Genomic DNA, 13162 nt, shown 5'->3' with positions numbered 1-13162 from the left:
TAGAATGACAGGAGTCGTTGAAGTGGGCAGCTCCAGCGCAAGGTCACACAAAACGCGATCCGCCTGAAGGGTCAAAGGCTGGAAGCGTTTTCTGCATGACAACCGTCCGCTCCTCCCCATAAAACGCATCCCGCACTGTGCAAAAGCCCAACCCTGCATAAAACCCTTCCGCCGTAATGGAGGAGGGCACACGCAACACCTTCAGCCCACGCGCAATCGCTTCATCTTCGATCACTGCCATCATCTGTTTCCCGACCCCAAACCCTTGATGCTGGGGTTCGACAAACACACTTCTGACCACATCCCCGTCAAGACTGGCCGTGGCAATCACCTCATCCTCAATCAATGCCACAAACACCAACCGCCGAGTCAGCATCTCAAGAATGTGCGCCGCACTGAAAGACGCCTCGATGCGCGAGATAGTCTCGGCATCATAATCAGCCGCGTTCGACCCGCGTAAGGCCGCTATCACGACTCGGCTTATGCCCTCGGCATCGTCTGCATTCGCCAAGCGTATAGGGCAACTCACTCTCGCGCCTCCGATGCACTCAACTGGGTTTTCTTCGCCAACTGAATAGCCGCATTGATCGCAGCCCGTGCCTGGGGGCTGTTCTTCCAGCATGTGGAGCCAACGGCCGCTGATGCCTGGGCCAAAATGTCATCGACATTCGCTTCGCTAAGCATCGCCAGCGAATCAATCCCCATCTGCTCAAGGCGAGCGACAACGGTTGGCCCTACGCCCTTGAGGGCCAGCAATGCTGTGTGTTCCGTCAGTGGAAATGGCATCCGTAAACTCCTGTTATCGGCAAATACTGCCGCGGGAGTTTACCAACTCGCTAGCCTGCTGGGGCTAATCAAGTTTCTCCAGTGCGTTGCCTTGTGGTGTTTCCACCGGCTGTTTCGAAAATCGCTTCGGCCCACTTCTGTTTGCCACCCCAAACGGCACATGCACCATCGGCAGGTCGCCGGCCGGTGATTGCAGGTGGCTGCGTTGATCATCGAAGAACACGTGGGGTTTGAGAATCGACAACACCCGGGGCTTTTCCATCCCGCCAAGGAAGAAGCACTCATCCGGCGACACGCCCCAATCCTTCAACGTGGTCACCACCCGCTCGTGCGACGGCGCGTTGCGCGCGGTCACGATGGCGATGCGCAAGATGCGTTTGTAGTTCGGGTCTTGTGCCAGCTTCTGGTCTTCGAGCGTGCGAATGTGGGAGAGCTTGCGGTACAGGTCCGCCAGTGGCCCGGGCTGGTGGGGGATGGCCTTGCGGGCCCGCTCGTGGGCCTGGAAGTCGTCCAGGTTGTCGTTCTGCTTGTACACGCTTTCCGCTTCGTCATCGGCGATCACGCCGTCAAAGTCGAAGGCCACGCGCAGCTCGGTGTCGATCTCATCGTCGTAAATGCGCGTCGGCAGCACCAGGCCAGCGGGGTAGCTGGCGTCGATGGCGCGCTGCACGTCGTCTTCGTTGGCGCTGAGAAACAACGAGGCGTTGAAGGCCGGGATGTACTCGTGGGGCGAGCGGCCGGACATGAAGGCGGCGCGGGTGATGTCCAGTTGGTAATGGCTGATGGAGCGGAACACGCGCAAGCCCGTTTCGGGCGAGTTGCGCGAGAGCAACACCACTTCCACGGGGAGTTGGTCGGGGAAGGCCTGATTGATGCTGAGGAAGCGGCGAATGAACGGGAACGCAACGCCCCTCGGGAAGGGTTCATCCAGGTTTTGCTCTTGGTGCTGGCGGTAAGCCTCGACGCCGTCGGCCTTGTAGATGTCGTCAGACACGGTGAGGTCGAAAAGTGCACTGGAGGCCACGCCAATGACCAGCTTGTGTTCGATGGGGTAGGGCATTGAACGGGCTCCTTGAGGGGTGCAGGTGACGAGTATAGGGGTATGCAGGCGGGTGATGGTTAATTGGGGCCGCTCCGCGCCCCTTCGCGGGCAAGCCCACAGGGAAGGCGCATGCTGGCAAACGCGGCACAGATCATGAGCGTTGCCATCGTTAGGCTACTATGTATAATTCCGCCGAAACCCGCATTCCAGAGCGGTTAACCATGGAAAGGCAAGTTTCTTGATGCGTTTCTAGCCGATGCCCTCCAGCGGCACTGCCCGCCATTTTGCGCATTGCATTTACTCCGTTGCATCTAGGCCATTGCTGGGCGTTGGCGAAGCCATGCCCCGCAACAGGCTGCACGCATTTCAACAAGGATATTCATGAAAAAGCGTTTCGTTCTCTGCGCTCTGGCCTCCGCCTTGGCAGGTTGCAACTCCGAATACAACTTCGACGAAGTCACCAGCTACACCGGCACTGTCGGGTCGCCGCATGCGCTGTACCTCGAGCGCAAGTCGGGCGAGCGGCTGAACGGCACCGTGGTGCACAAAGTGGGTGACCGGGTGCTGCAGGCGTTCAAGGTCGAAGACGGCAAAGTGGTCGGCGAATGGAAGGAGTTCGACCAGGACGGCAAGCTGCTGGTTGAAGGCCAGTTGCAGGACGGTGCGTTTGTCGGGCCTAAGAAGACCTGGTGCAAGGGCGAGTTCGCCGAGCACCTGGACAACGTCATCACCCTCGAAGGCGGGCGCCGCAGCGAGCAGCACTACGACTGCGCCACAGGCCTGCAGGTCAGTGACAGCACAGAGATCCCGACCGTTGATTTCCGCAAGCGCGCGATCCGTGTCGGCACCCAGCGCGAGTGGAAGGTGATCGATGGCCAGCAGAAGCTCACCCTGCTGGAGACCTTCGCCAGCGATGGCTCCGGCAAGCTCGATGGCCTGGTGGAGCACTATGACTACCAGGGCACACTGAAGGACCGCGCGACCTACAAGGCTGGCGAGCTCGATGGCGTGCGTGAGACCTGGACGTCGTTCACGGATGGCACGTCGGTGCCGGCCACAAAGGTCGAGTACAGCGCAGGCAAAAAAAACGGCCTGTACGAGGTGTACTTCATTCGCGGCTGGCCTGCTGGCACGGTCTCCGAAAAGGGCAGCTACAAGGACGACAAGCAGGCTGGCGTGTGGGTCAACTATCAGCCTGGCTCGGCCCAGGTACGTGATGTCGACAGCCCGCCAGACACCTCGCCCATGGCCATGCGCCTGTGGGACGCCGCCCAGGGCCAGGCGCGTACGTCGGACTGGGCAAAAGAGATCAAGGACCTCGACGCCTTCGCCTACCTGCTGAAAAGCGCCGGCATCAATGTCAATCAACGCCTGCATTACGAGAACAAGCCGCTGATCACCGTGGTCGCCGATAACGCCTACGACTACCTGATCTCAGTTGGCGCCGACCCGATGGGTCGGGATATCAACGGCAACACGCGCCTGATGAACTGCCTGGCGGGCAGCGACTACAGCTCGTGCAGCTTCGCGCACATGATCACCCTGGCGGGCAAGGAAGACCTGAAGGCGCACAACGTCTACGGCGACACCGCGCTGTCGGTGTTCTGCCAGAAAGCCGGCAGCCTGCAACGCCGCCATGGCGCCGGCCAGCAGCCTGAAGCGCTGTTCCAGGCACTGCTCAAGGGCAGCGACGTCAACGCCAAGGCCTACGGCGGCGAGACGGCCTTGCATGCCTGCATGGCCCAGCGTAACCACAGCTACGCCGAAGCGCTGGTCGCGGCGGGCGCTGACCTCAATGCAGCCGATGTCGATGGCACCACGCCGGTGGCCGCGGCCTTCTTCGGCAGTTACAACCTGGCGGCAGCCGGGCAGCGGGTGGGCTGGTCCGAGAACGTGATCCGCTTCGCTGCCAGCTACCAGGGCAAGTCCGACTTCACCTTCGACACGCCGCTGGCGGCGTTCGGCAAATCGATTCGCCAGCTGGTGCTGGAAAACGGCGACACGGCCTCGGCGATGTTGATCGATTCCTTGGTGGGCACCGCCAAGGGTTGATTGTTTCTTTCAGGATCTACAGACAAGGATTACCTATGCGTCACTTCAAATACGTGCTGGCAGCACTGCCGTTCTGTGTATTGGCTGGCTGCGGCAACGACGCGCTGGATGGCACCTACGAGGCCACGACCAGCGTGATGGGCTACAGCGCAGGCAAGCAGACGGTCGAGTTCTCCAGCGACTACATCATTGCGGCAGGCAACAAGATCAAGGTCGACGAGTGGGAGCGCAAGGACGACGTGGTTGTAGCCCGTGATGCCAACGGTGTCGCGCTGATCAACGTCCGCGTGCTAGACGGCGGCAAGCGCCTCGAGTCGATTGGTGGCAATAACATGGCCAAGCAAGTGTTCGTGCGCGTCGACTGACCCTACCGGGCCGCTCTGCGGCCCATCGTCGGGTAGGAGCAGCCTTGTGCTGCGAAGAGGCCTGTGAAAGCAGCGAATATTCGGTGCGTTTTCACCGGCCGCATCGCACCACAAGGCTATTCTTATGCACTGCAAATACGAAGGCGATATCCCTCAGCTTTGACATTTGTTCAAGGTCATGTATACGTTACATTAACTCTTATTTGTTACGTATACAGTACATGGACCCCTCATTTATCGTTGTACGCCTTGGCCAGCAGGTTCGGCAGCGCCGCCGCAGCCTTGGTTTCACTCAAGCCAAGCTGGCGACGTTGGCCGGCGTTACTCGGCAGAAGGTTATCGCGATCGAGCGGGGCGACCTATCTGTCGGCATGGCTGCCTATGTGCGAGTGGTGGGCGCCTTGGACTGCGAGTTCGCGTTGGTGACCGCAGCCATGCCCACGTTAGATGAGATCCAGGGGGTATTCGAGTGAAGACGGCCACGCTGCGGGTTGCAACACCGGGAGGGGAAAGCGGGAAAATCTTCAATTCCGCTGGCGACTATGTGTTTCGCTACCACGAAAGTGCTGATGCTCATGCTGCGATCAGCCTTTTAATGCCGGTACGCCTGGATGATTACCGTCATCGGGACCTGCATCCTATTTTCCAAATGAACTTGCCTGAGGGCTATGTTCTGGAACAATTACGTAACCGTTTGGCAAAGGTCGCCAATGTCGATCCGATGTTGCTGTTGGCGCTTTCGGGCAGCAGTTCCCCTATCGGGCGCGTGGCAGTGAGTTCAGCTGAGGTGGATGCGCTCTTGCGCCGCCAGCAGTTTCCTGGTGAGCGACTAGAGGAAATTCTGACTTGGGATGGCGCTGACGATATCTTTGCTGGTCTGGTGGACCGGTACATCTTGCGTGCTGGAATATCAGGGGTGCAGCCCAAGGTACTGGTACCAGAAGCGCCGAGCAGTACACCGCAACGTTTTACCTCGAAAACCTCCGACCTGATAATTAAAAGCGGGCGCGACGAGTTTCCGGGGTTGGCTATCAATGAGTTCCTTTGCATGTCTGTGGCCAAGGATGTGGGAATTCCGGTACCCGAGTTCTACCTGTCCGATAATACCAAGCTGTTCGTCATGCGCCGCTTCGACCGTGATGAGCAACTCGACCCCATTGGCTTTGAAGACATGGCAGCGCTGATGGGGCTTGCCGCCGAGCAGAAATACAGCAAGAGCTATGCGGCAATTGCCAAGGCCATTCGCCTGTTCTGCACACCCGAGCAGGTGCAAGGTTCACTGGCGCAGTTGTTTGCCATGGTGAGCCTGTCTTGTATTGTCGGTAATGGCGATGCGCATTTGAAAAACTTCGGATTGTTGTATTCCGATCCGTCTCAACGGGACGCACGGCTGGCACCGGCATACGACATCGTCAATACAACAGCCTACATACCTGAAGATGTACTGGCACTGGACCTGTGCGGCAGTAAGTCATTGTTCGCTTCGCGGCAAGGATTGACGGACTTCGCTGATACCTGTGATGTGGCTCGCCCCAAGGAGATCATCCAGGAGCAGTTACAGGCGCTTGAGCGAGTTCTTGCTCGTTCTGCTGAACTCTGCGAGCAGGCTCCCAGTGTGGTGGGTGCCATTCGGCAATCTGCAGGGCCGTTCATCAGGACCTTTGGCTAGCCTGCCGCTCCCCAGGATTCCCTTCAAAACCTGACCTGAAGCAACGCCTCTTCCTCCATCCGCCACTATGCTGATCCGGGCATTCTCTCAAGCTCACTCAGACAGACACGGAGGTGTTTATGAAAGCTGCTGTCGTTGCCAAAGGGCGTCGCGTGGACGTGGTGGAGAAAACACTGCGGCCGCTGGCGCACGGTGAAGCGTTGCTGAAGATGCAGTGCTGTGGCGTTTGCCATACCGACCTGCATGTCAAGAATGGCGATTTCGGCGACAAGACGGGTGTGATTCTGGGCCACGAAGGGATTGGCGTGGTCGTGGAAGTGGGGCCGGGTGTCACGTCGCTCAAGCCGGGTGACCGGGCCAGTGTGGCGTGGTTCTTCCAGGGCTGCGGGCACTGCGAATATTGCAACAGCGGCAACGAGACCCTGTGCCGTGAGGTGAAAAACTCCGGCTACACGGTCGACGGTGGCATGGCCGAGGCGTGCATCGTGGTGGCCGACTACGCGGTTAAAGTGCCGGATGGGCTGGATTCAGCGGCCGCCAGCAGCATCACCTGCGCCGGCGTGACCACCTACAAAGCGGTGAAATCATCAAATATCCGCCCTGGGCAATGGCTGGCCATTTACGGCCTTGGCGGCCTGGGCAACCTCGCCCTGCAGTACGCCAAAAACGTCTTCAACGCCCGGGTCATTGCCATCGACGTCAACGATGATCAGCTGGCCTTCGCCCGCGAAATGGGCGCCGACCTGGTGGTCAACCCGCGCGACGAAGACGCCGCGAAAGTCATCCAGGCCAAGACCGGGGGCGCCCATGCTGCCGTGGTCACGGCAGTGGCCAAGAGCGCGTTCAACTCTGCAGTGGATGCACTGCGCGCGGGCGGTCGCCTCGTGGCTGTGGGGCTGCCGCCAGAAGCCATGAGCCTGGATATTCCACGCCTGGTACTCGACGGTATCGAGGTTGTCGGTTCGCTGGTCGGCACCCGCCAAGACCTACACGAAGCCTTCGAGTTTGCCGCCCAAGGCAAGGTGGTGCCGAAGGTGACCCTGCGCCCGATCGAAGACATCAATGACATCTTCGAAGAGATGCAAGCGGGCAAGATCAAAGGCCGCATGGTGATCCACTTCGCCGATTGAAGGCTGCTGCCTGCCCAAATGAAGCCGGCCCGCGTGTGCGGGCCGTTTTCAGGGTGGGTTCAAGCCGATCGCTGGGTCCGCAACAGTAACGCCGCCACCGCGCAGCCTATCAGTGCCAGGCACGCCAGGTAGAATGCATCGCTGTAAGCCATCAGGTAGGCCTCGCGTTGAATGGTTGCCGCCACCCCCTCCAGCGCCTGCTGCTGGGCCGGCAGCCAGCTCTGCACGGTTTGGCTGATGCGCTCCTGAACGCTGGGCGCAAACACCGTGACATGCTCGTGTATGCGCTCGCTGTGGTACCGCTCGCGCGTGGCCACGATCTGCGTCAGCGCGGCAGTGCCGATGGCGCCCCCGAGGTTGCGCAGCATGGAAAACACCGCCGAAGCGGAGCCCGCTTCTCGCTTTTCCAACCCCGCCACCGCCAGTACCGACAGCGCCACCATGATGAACGGCTGGCCAATGCCGCGTACCACCGTGGATGGGATGATGACGTTGTCGGCGCTGTCGACTGTCAGGCTCGCACCCAGCCAGCAGCCGGCGGCCATGATCAGAAAACCGCTGGCCACCATGAACTTGGCGCTGGTCCAGGCCATCAGCCGTGGCATCAATGGCGCCAGCAGCAGTTGCACCACGCCATAGGCGATCAGCGCCACCCCCACGTCGCGGGCGCTGTAGCCCTGCAGTTGGGAGAGGTAGTTGGGCACCAGGAACACCAGGCCAAAGGTAGCCCCGCCAAAGATGAACATGGCAACGCTGGCCACCCCGAAGTTGTACCGCCCCAGCAAGCGCAAGTTGATGAACGCGCGTTGGCCGTACAGCTGCGTGTAGACGAACACCGCCAGCGCCAGGCCGGCGATGATTGACATGCCGACGATGAATGTCGAACCGAACCAGTCCAGCCGGCCGCCTTCTTCCAGCACGATCTGCAGCCCGCCCAGGCCAACGACCATGGCCGTGATGCCCAGCCAGTCGCCACGGCGCAACAGGGTCAGTTGCATGGGTTTGGCCTCGATCGACCAGGCGATGGCGAGCAGCAAGGCGATACCGGGGAACAGCTGCAGGTAGAAGATCCAGCGCCACGAATAGACATCGGTCAACCAGCCGCCAATGGAAGGTCCGGCCGCCTGGGCCACGCTGTTGGCCAGGCTGAACAGGGCCATGCCCATGGCCATCTTGCTGGCGGGCAGTTCGGTGATGATCAGCTGGAAGGAGAGGGGAATCAGCACGGCGCCGGCAGCGCCCTGAATCACCCTGAGGGTGATCATCGCCTCAAGGTTGGGGGCCCACGAGCAGGCGATCGACGCCAGCAGGAAGATGAACGAACCCGTCCACATCACCCGGCGCATGGAAAACACTTCGACCAGCCAGGCCGTCAGCGGAATCATGACGATTTCCGCCACCAGGTAGGCGGTGGAAATCCACGAGCCTTCCTCGAAGCTCGCGCCCAGCGAGCCGCGGATCTCGGGCAGCGCCGCGCTGGTGACGTGCACATTCATGCCAGCCATGAAGCAGCCGAGCAGGCCGCCGAACACGGCCACCCAGGCGCGTAACGGTACGCGTTGCTCATTGCTCATCGGCAGGCTCCACGGGGCGGGTGTCGACCGTGGTCACCACCGACATGCCGGGCAATATCTGCAGGCCGTCTGCCGGCCGGTGGAGGACGATGCGCACCGGAAAACGCTGGACGATCTTGGTGAAGTTGCCGGTGGCGTTGTCCGATGGCAGCAGTGCGAAGACGTTACCGGACGCCGGCGAGAAGCTGGCCACGTGGCCTTGCACAGGCTGGCTGGAAAAGCTGTCGACACGGACCTGCACCGGTTGCCCTGGGCGCATGTGTGCCAGCTGGGTTTCCTTGTAGTTGGCAACCACGTAGGTCTGCTGCAACGGCACCACCGCCAGCAGCGGCTGCCCAGGCACCACGTACTGCCCGGCGCGCACACGGCGCTGGCCGACCACGCCGTCGATGGGCGCGCGCAGGACGGTGTCCTGTGCGTCCTGGTCGGCCAGCGCCTGCCGGGCCTGGGCACGGCTAAGGCCTGCTGCCCGTTGTTTGATCTCGGCATCGGCCGCCAGCGCCTGTGCCTTGGCCATCGCCAGTTGCGAGCGCTGCTCACGCAAATGTGCCTGCGCGCCTTGCAGCGCGGCACCGGCTTGCACTGCGTTGGCGTGGGCGGCTTCCAGGCGCTGCACGGTGGCTGCGTCATCGCGCACCAAGCCACGGTAGCGCTGCATGTCCAGCGCGCTGCGCTGGCGCTCGGCGCTGGCACTGTGCACGGCCGCTTCAGCCTGGACGATGGCCTGCTGCTGCTGGTTGATGCGTTCGGCGGCCACGTGCTGGCGTGCCTGGGCGGCGGCCAACGCGGCGTGCGCTTCGGCCACGCCGGCAGTGGCCTGGTCGAGGCGAGCGCGGTAGTCGCGGTGCTGCAGGCGTACCAGCACATCGCCGGCTTTGACGGCCTGGTCGTCCTCTACTTCCACCTTGGCCACATAGCCGGCCACGCGCGCGCTCAAGGCCACCCAGTCGGCACGCACGTAAGCGTCATCGGTGGTTTCCAGGTAGCGCCCCGTGGTCAACCAGTACCCGCTGAATGCCAGCGCTGCCAGCACCGTCAGGCCACCACCGGCGTACAGCGCCAGGCGGCGACGGGTAGGCCTGGGGGCGCTGGCAACTGCCTGGGCCTGGTCATCGGGCAGCGGGTTCTTGCTAACGGCAACATTCATGATTGGCTTCCAGTCTCGGGGGTGGAGCGGTGCACCTGGCTTGGGGCCGGTGCTGGTGACGACTGCCAGCGCCCGCCCAGGGCGCGGAACAGGTTGATCTGGGCACGCGCCAGGCGGCCTTGGGCCACGACGTGGCTGGCCCTGACCTGGATCAGGTCGCGCTCGCTGTCGAGCAACGCCAATGCATCAACGGTGCCTGCCTGGTAGTTGCGTTGCGCGAGGGCAAAGCCACGCTCGCCTTGCGCCAGGGCCGCACCCAGGGCCAAGGCCCGTTGGCGCTCACCCTCAAGGCGCGCCAGCGCCTGGCGCACATCCTTGAGTGCCGCCAGCGCTACCCCGCGGTAATGAGCGACCTGCGCGTTTTGCAAGGCCTGGGCCTTGTTCACCCGTGCGCGGTTGGCTTTGATATTGGGGAACTCCCAGCTGATCAACGGCCCGATGGCAAACATCACCGCGCGGCTGTCACCCAGGTTGGCAAGGTGGTGGTCCGATGAGGTCAACGAGGCACCGAAGCTGACTTTCGGATACAGGTCGGCCTTGACGATATCGACTTCCAGGGCGGCAGCCTGCAGTTCGCGCTCGGCCTTGCGCACGTCGGGCCGGCGTTCGAGCAGGCGCCAGGCGTCGCCAGCGGGCAACGGCGCGGCGAGGGTCGGGATGCGCTGGCAGGTGTCAGTGTCGTCCGTGAGCGTTGTCGGGTCCTGGCCACTGAGCATGCTCAGTTCGTACAGCGCCATCTGCCGGCGAGCCTCCAGCATCGGCAGCTGCGCCCGCACCTGCTCGCGCAACCCCAGCAGGCGCACGCTATCGAGCTCCGTAGCGACCCCGGCCTGCCGCTGGCGGTCGCTGAGCTGCACGCTGCGCTCCAAGGTGCTTAGGGACTGCCTGGCCGCGGCGATGCGGGCACCGTACACGCACTGGTCGATGTAGGCCCGGGTGGTCTGGCTGACCACGTGCAGCTGCACCAGGTCCAGGGCATCGCGGCTGGCCTCGGCCTGCACCCGCGCCCGCTCGATGGCGGCGCGCACCTGGCCCCACACATCGACCTGGTAAGCCAGCTCGATGGCCGGGTTGAAGGCCCATTGCGAGGGCGCATGGCTGTCGGTTGCCTCGGCCAGGGTCTGGTCATCGGCGCTCTTGCCATAGCTCGCGCCCATGCCAATGGAGGTGGATGGCCAGCGCCGGGCATCGAACTCGCCAATGCCGGCGAGCATGGCCTGCACGTTGGCTTCGGCCTGCGCCAAGTCCTGGTTGTGCGCCAAGGCTTGCAGCACCCAGGCATTGAGCTGCGGGTCGTGGTACAGCGCCCACCAGCGCGCGGGCAGCGCCTGGTCGCTGACGCCGGCAGGCAGGTGCAGTGCAGGGGTTGCCTGGAATGCAGTGGGGGGCACGGCGTTTGTGGGGTGCCCGGTGCAAGCCGTCAGCACGCCGAACAAGCCGAGGGCGGCGGCGCGCCCGGCAGGGCAGGAAAGGGATCGTATTGGCATCACGCAAAGTCGTATGAGGGGTCGTGAAGCCAGCTTATCGAGGGGCAGGGCGGCCCCGCTGCCGCAAGCGGGACAACCGTGCGCGCAACTGGGACAACCTCAGCCTTGGCGGTCAGTGCGTGGGTGCGGTGCCGGTGCCGAGCACGCTGATTTGCCAGGCGCTGGGGTTGTAGCCAAGGATGCGCTTGAACATCGCGGCGAATGCGCTGGCGCTCTGGTAGCCGTGCTCCAGCGCCACGTTCAGGATTGGCTTGCCATCGGCCAGGCACTGCTGGCTGAGGATCATGCGGGTGCGGGCCCGCCACTCGCCATACGACATCCCCACCTCACGCTGAAACAACCGCGCCAGGGTGCGGGCACTCATGTTCAATTGCGCGCCACACTGCTCCAGCGTCAGGTCCTGGGCCGGGTCTTCGAGAAACCCCTCGCACCAGGCGCGCAGCCGCGCATGCTGCGGTACCGGCACATAGGCGTCGATGCGCTCGGCGGTCTCCAGTTCACGCTGGATCAGTGCCCGAGCGTGCTCGCCCAGCGGCTCGTCGCGTTGCAACATCCGTGACCCCGCCAGGATCAACTCGCGCAGCAGGCCGGAGACCGTGATCACATGGCAGCGAGTCACGTGCGACCCCAGCAGCAAGGTGCGCATCGACACTTCGCCTTGCATGCGCACTTCGTGGCTCATGCCGGCAGGTATCCACAGCGCCTGCCCGCGCGGTATCACCCAGTTGCCGCCATCGCTGTACACGCGCATCACGCCGTTGGCGGCATACATCAGTTGATCTTCGGCATGGCAGTGGCTGGCAACCACTTCGCCGTGTCGGTAGTCCATTCCCAAAGCTTGCATGCCAATCTCCTCGGGCCGTGTGGGGCGAGCAGGGGTAACGATTGGATCCAATGCTATCGCAAGGCAGTCAGGCGGGGTTGCTAAGTGTTCGCGTGCAACGCAGAAATATGCGCATGAATTGCGCTCAGGGTGTAAATCGTGGCTGTTCGTGGCGGGTTGGCCAGCCCTGGTGATGCTGGACCAGGAAGTCCACGAACACCCGCACCCGTGCCGGCATCGCCGGGCCACCGACGAATACGGCGTGTATCGGCTCGCGGTCGCCGGGGTTGTAGGCTTCCAGCACGGGCACCAGTTGCCCGTTATTGAGGTCATCGGCCACTGTGAAGGTGCCGATGCGCGCGATGCCGGCCCCCAGCCTGGCGAATTGGGCCAGTGCCTCGCCGCTGCTGCACTCCAGGTTACCGGTGACTTTCAGGGCAAAGGCCTGCCCGTCCCGGCGAAACGGCCAGTCGGCTTCAGCGCGGCGGAAGTTGAAGCGCAAACAGTTGTGGCGGGCCAGGTCTTCAGGTGCCACGGGGGTACCGCAGCGTTGCAGGTAGTCGGGCGAGGCGACGATCACTTGGCCGGTGTCGCCAATGTAGCGGGCGCTCAGCGAGCTGTCCGGCAGGTGGCCGAAACGCAGCGCGACATCGGCCTGGCCGCCGGCGATGTCGACCACTTCGTCGCTGAGCGTAAGGTCGACCAGCACTTGCGGGTACAGGGCGCTGAACTGCGCCAGCAAAGGCACCACCGTCAGTCGCGCATGGCCCAGTGCGGCACTGACCCGCAGCCGGCCCCGCGGTACACCTTGGTCGGTGATGGCATCCTCGACCTCATCCAGGTCGGCCAGGATGCGCCGTGCGCCGCGCAGGTAGGCGTCGCCCTCTGGGGTCAGCGTAATGGCGCGGGTGGTGCGCAACAGCAGGCGAGTGCCCAGGCGCTGCTCGGTACGGGCGATGATCCGGCTGACAGCTGACGGCGTCAGCCCCAGCGCACGTGCCGCCGCAGATAAGCTGCCTTCTTGCGCCACCTTGGCAAAAATCTCCATCTCTCCAGACCTTCCGGTGAAGTCCATTTGTGCCTCGTG

At 62.8% G+C, this 13162-nt stretch carries 13 protein-coding genes; 5 read left to right on the top strand and 8 right to left on the bottom strand.

What is annotated here, in order from left to right:
- Nucleotides 1–43: 43 nt before the first annotated feature.
- The 3 genes from QOS90_RS08995 to QOS90_RS08985 form a co-directional block, all read right to left on the bottom strand.
- Entirely contained in the window at nt 44–529 is a 486-nt protein-coding gene (locus tag QOS90_RS08995; protein ID WP_085273114.1) for a GNAT family N-acetyltransferase, read from the bottom strand.
- The gene (locus QOS90_RS08990) at nt 526–786 is read right to left on the bottom strand and encodes a Pathogenicity locus (RefSeq protein WP_027596168.1); all 261 of its coding nucleotides are present in this window, start codon (nt 784–786) and stop codon (nt 526–528) included. The genes QOS90_RS08995 and QOS90_RS08990 overlap by 4 nt, the downstream gene beginning before the upstream one ends.
- Before the next feature lie 64 nt (nt 787–850).
- Nucleotides 851–1846, bottom strand: a complete 996-nt coding sequence (locus QOS90_RS08985; RefSeq protein ID WP_085273115.1) for a 5'-nucleotidase — start codon at nt 1844–1846, stop codon at nt 851–853.
- A gap of 363 nt (nt 1847–2209) precedes the next feature.
- On the opposite strand from QOS90_RS08985, the gene QOS90_RS08980 reads away from it, so the two are divergent.
- The 5 genes from QOS90_RS08980 to adhP all read left to right on the top strand — a co-directional run bounded on the left by QOS90_RS08980 (nt 2210) and on the right by adhP (nt 7044).
- Entirely contained in the window at nt 2210–3880 is a 1671-nt protein-coding gene (locus QOS90_RS08980) for a hypothetical protein (RefSeq protein WP_027596170.1), read from the top strand.
- 35 nt (nt 3881–3915) lie between these two features.
- Nucleotides 3916–4245: a hypothetical protein gene (locus tag QOS90_RS08975; RefSeq protein WP_027596171.1), complete on the top strand. Its 330-nt coding sequence runs from the start codon at nt 3916–3918 to the stop codon at nt 4243–4245.
- A 221-nt stretch (nt 4246–4466) separates the two neighbouring features.
- Nucleotides 4467–4718 (top strand): helix-turn-helix transcriptional regulator, encoded by a 252-nt coding sequence (locus QOS90_RS08970; protein ID WP_027596172.1) that lies wholly within the window; start codon nt 4467–4469, stop codon nt 4716–4718.
- Nucleotides 4715–5914: a type II toxin-antitoxin system HipA family toxin gene (locus QOS90_RS08965; protein ID WP_027596173.1), complete on the top strand. Its 1200-nt coding sequence runs from the start codon at nt 4715–4717 to the stop codon at nt 5912–5914. Before QOS90_RS08970 ends, QOS90_RS08965 begins: the two co-directional genes overlap by 4 nt.
- A 119-nt stretch (nt 5915–6033) precedes the next feature.
- Nucleotides 6034–7044: an alcohol dehydrogenase AdhP gene (gene adhP / locus QOS90_RS08960; RefSeq protein ID WP_085273116.1), complete on the top strand. Its 1011-nt coding sequence runs from the start codon at nt 6034–6036 to the stop codon at nt 7042–7044.
- Between the two features lie 59 nt (nt 7045–7103).
- Here adhP and QOS90_RS08955 read toward each other — a convergent pair whose 3' ends face one another.
- The 5 genes from QOS90_RS08955 to QOS90_RS08935 all read right to left on the bottom strand — a co-directional run bounded on the left by QOS90_RS08955 (nt 7104) and on the right by QOS90_RS08935 (nt 13150).
- A complete protein-coding gene (locus QOS90_RS08955) occupies nt 7104–8618 on the bottom strand; it encodes a DHA2 family efflux MFS transporter permease subunit (RefSeq protein WP_085273117.1) in 1515 nt (504 codons plus the stop codon).
- Nucleotides 8608–9765 carry an HlyD family secretion protein gene (locus tag QOS90_RS08950; protein ID WP_085273118.1) on the bottom strand — a complete coding sequence of 386 codons (1158 nt, stop codon included), beginning with the start codon at nt 9763–9765 and terminating at the stop codon, nt 8608–8610. Before QOS90_RS08950 ends, QOS90_RS08955 begins: the two co-directional genes overlap by 11 nt.
- On the bottom strand, nt 9762–11252 hold the full coding sequence (locus QOS90_RS08945) for an efflux transporter outer membrane subunit (RefSeq protein WP_085273119.1): 1491 nt from the start codon (nt 11250–11252) through the stop codon (nt 9762–9764). Before QOS90_RS08945 ends, QOS90_RS08950 begins: the two co-directional genes overlap by 4 nt.
- A 112-nt stretch (nt 11253–11364) precedes the next feature.
- Nucleotides 11365–12096 (bottom strand): AraC family transcriptional regulator, encoded by a 732-nt coding sequence (locus tag QOS90_RS08940; RefSeq protein WP_085273120.1) that lies wholly within the window; start codon nt 12094–12096, stop codon nt 11365–11367.
- Between the two features lie 124 nt (nt 12097–12220).
- Entirely contained in the window at nt 12221–13150 is a 930-nt protein-coding gene (locus QOS90_RS08935; protein ID WP_085273121.1) for a LysR family transcriptional regulator, read from the bottom strand.
- Between the last annotated feature and the right edge of the window lie 12 nt (nt 13151–13162).

The sequence above is a fragment of the Pseudomonas sp. LAIL14HWK12:I10 genome (assembly GCF_900184205.1).
In the GTDB taxonomy this organism is placed as follows: Bacteria; Pseudomonadota; Gammaproteobacteria; order Pseudomonadales; family Pseudomonadaceae; genus Aquipseudomonas; species Aquipseudomonas kermanshahensis.
This window is presented reverse-complemented; position numbering and strand designations above follow the sequence as displayed.

Bases quoted from the DNA above. Each gene is read 5' to 3' on its own strand.
- QOS90_RS08940 (WP_085273120.1), bottom strand. From the start codon at position 12,096: ATGCAAGCTTTGGGAATGGACTACCGACACGGCGAAGTGGTTGCCAGC.
- QOS90_RS08955 (WP_085273117.1), bottom strand. From the start codon at position 8,618: ATGAGCAATGAGCAACGCGTACCGTTACGCGCCTGGGTGGCCGTGTTC.
- QOS90_RS08975 (WP_027596171.1), top strand. From the start codon at position 3,916: ATGCGTCACTTCAAATACGTGCTGGCAGCACTGCCGTTCTGTGTATTG.
- adhP (WP_085273116.1), top strand. From the start codon at position 6,034: ATGAAAGCTGCTGTCGTTGCCAAAGGGCGTCGCGTGGACGTGGTGGAG.
- QOS90_RS08945 (WP_085273119.1), bottom strand. From the start codon at position 11,252: ATGCCAATACGATCCCTTTCCTGCCCTGCCGGGCGCGCCGCCGCCCTC.
- QOS90_RS08980 (WP_027596170.1), top strand. From the start codon at position 2,210: ATGAAAAAGCGTTTCGTTCTCTGCGCTCTGGCCTCCGCCTTGGCAGGT.
- QOS90_RS08970 (WP_027596172.1), top strand. From the start codon at position 4,467: ATGGACCCCTCATTTATCGTTGTACGCCTTGGCCAGCAGGTTCGGCAG.
- QOS90_RS08935 (WP_085273121.1), bottom strand. From the start codon at position 13,150: ATGGACTTCACCGGAAGGTCTGGAGAGATGGAGATTTTTGCCAAGGTG.
- QOS90_RS08985 (WP_085273115.1), bottom strand. From the start codon at position 1,846: ATGCCCTACCCCATCGAACACAAGCTGGTCATTGGCGTGGCCTCCAGT.
- QOS90_RS08990 (WP_027596168.1), bottom strand. From the start codon at position 786: ATGCCATTTCCACTGACGGAACACACAGCATTGCTGGCCCTCAAGGGC.
- QOS90_RS08950 (WP_085273118.1), bottom strand. From the start codon at position 9,765: ATGAATGTTGCCGTTAGCAAGAACCCGCTGCCCGATGACCAGGCCCAG.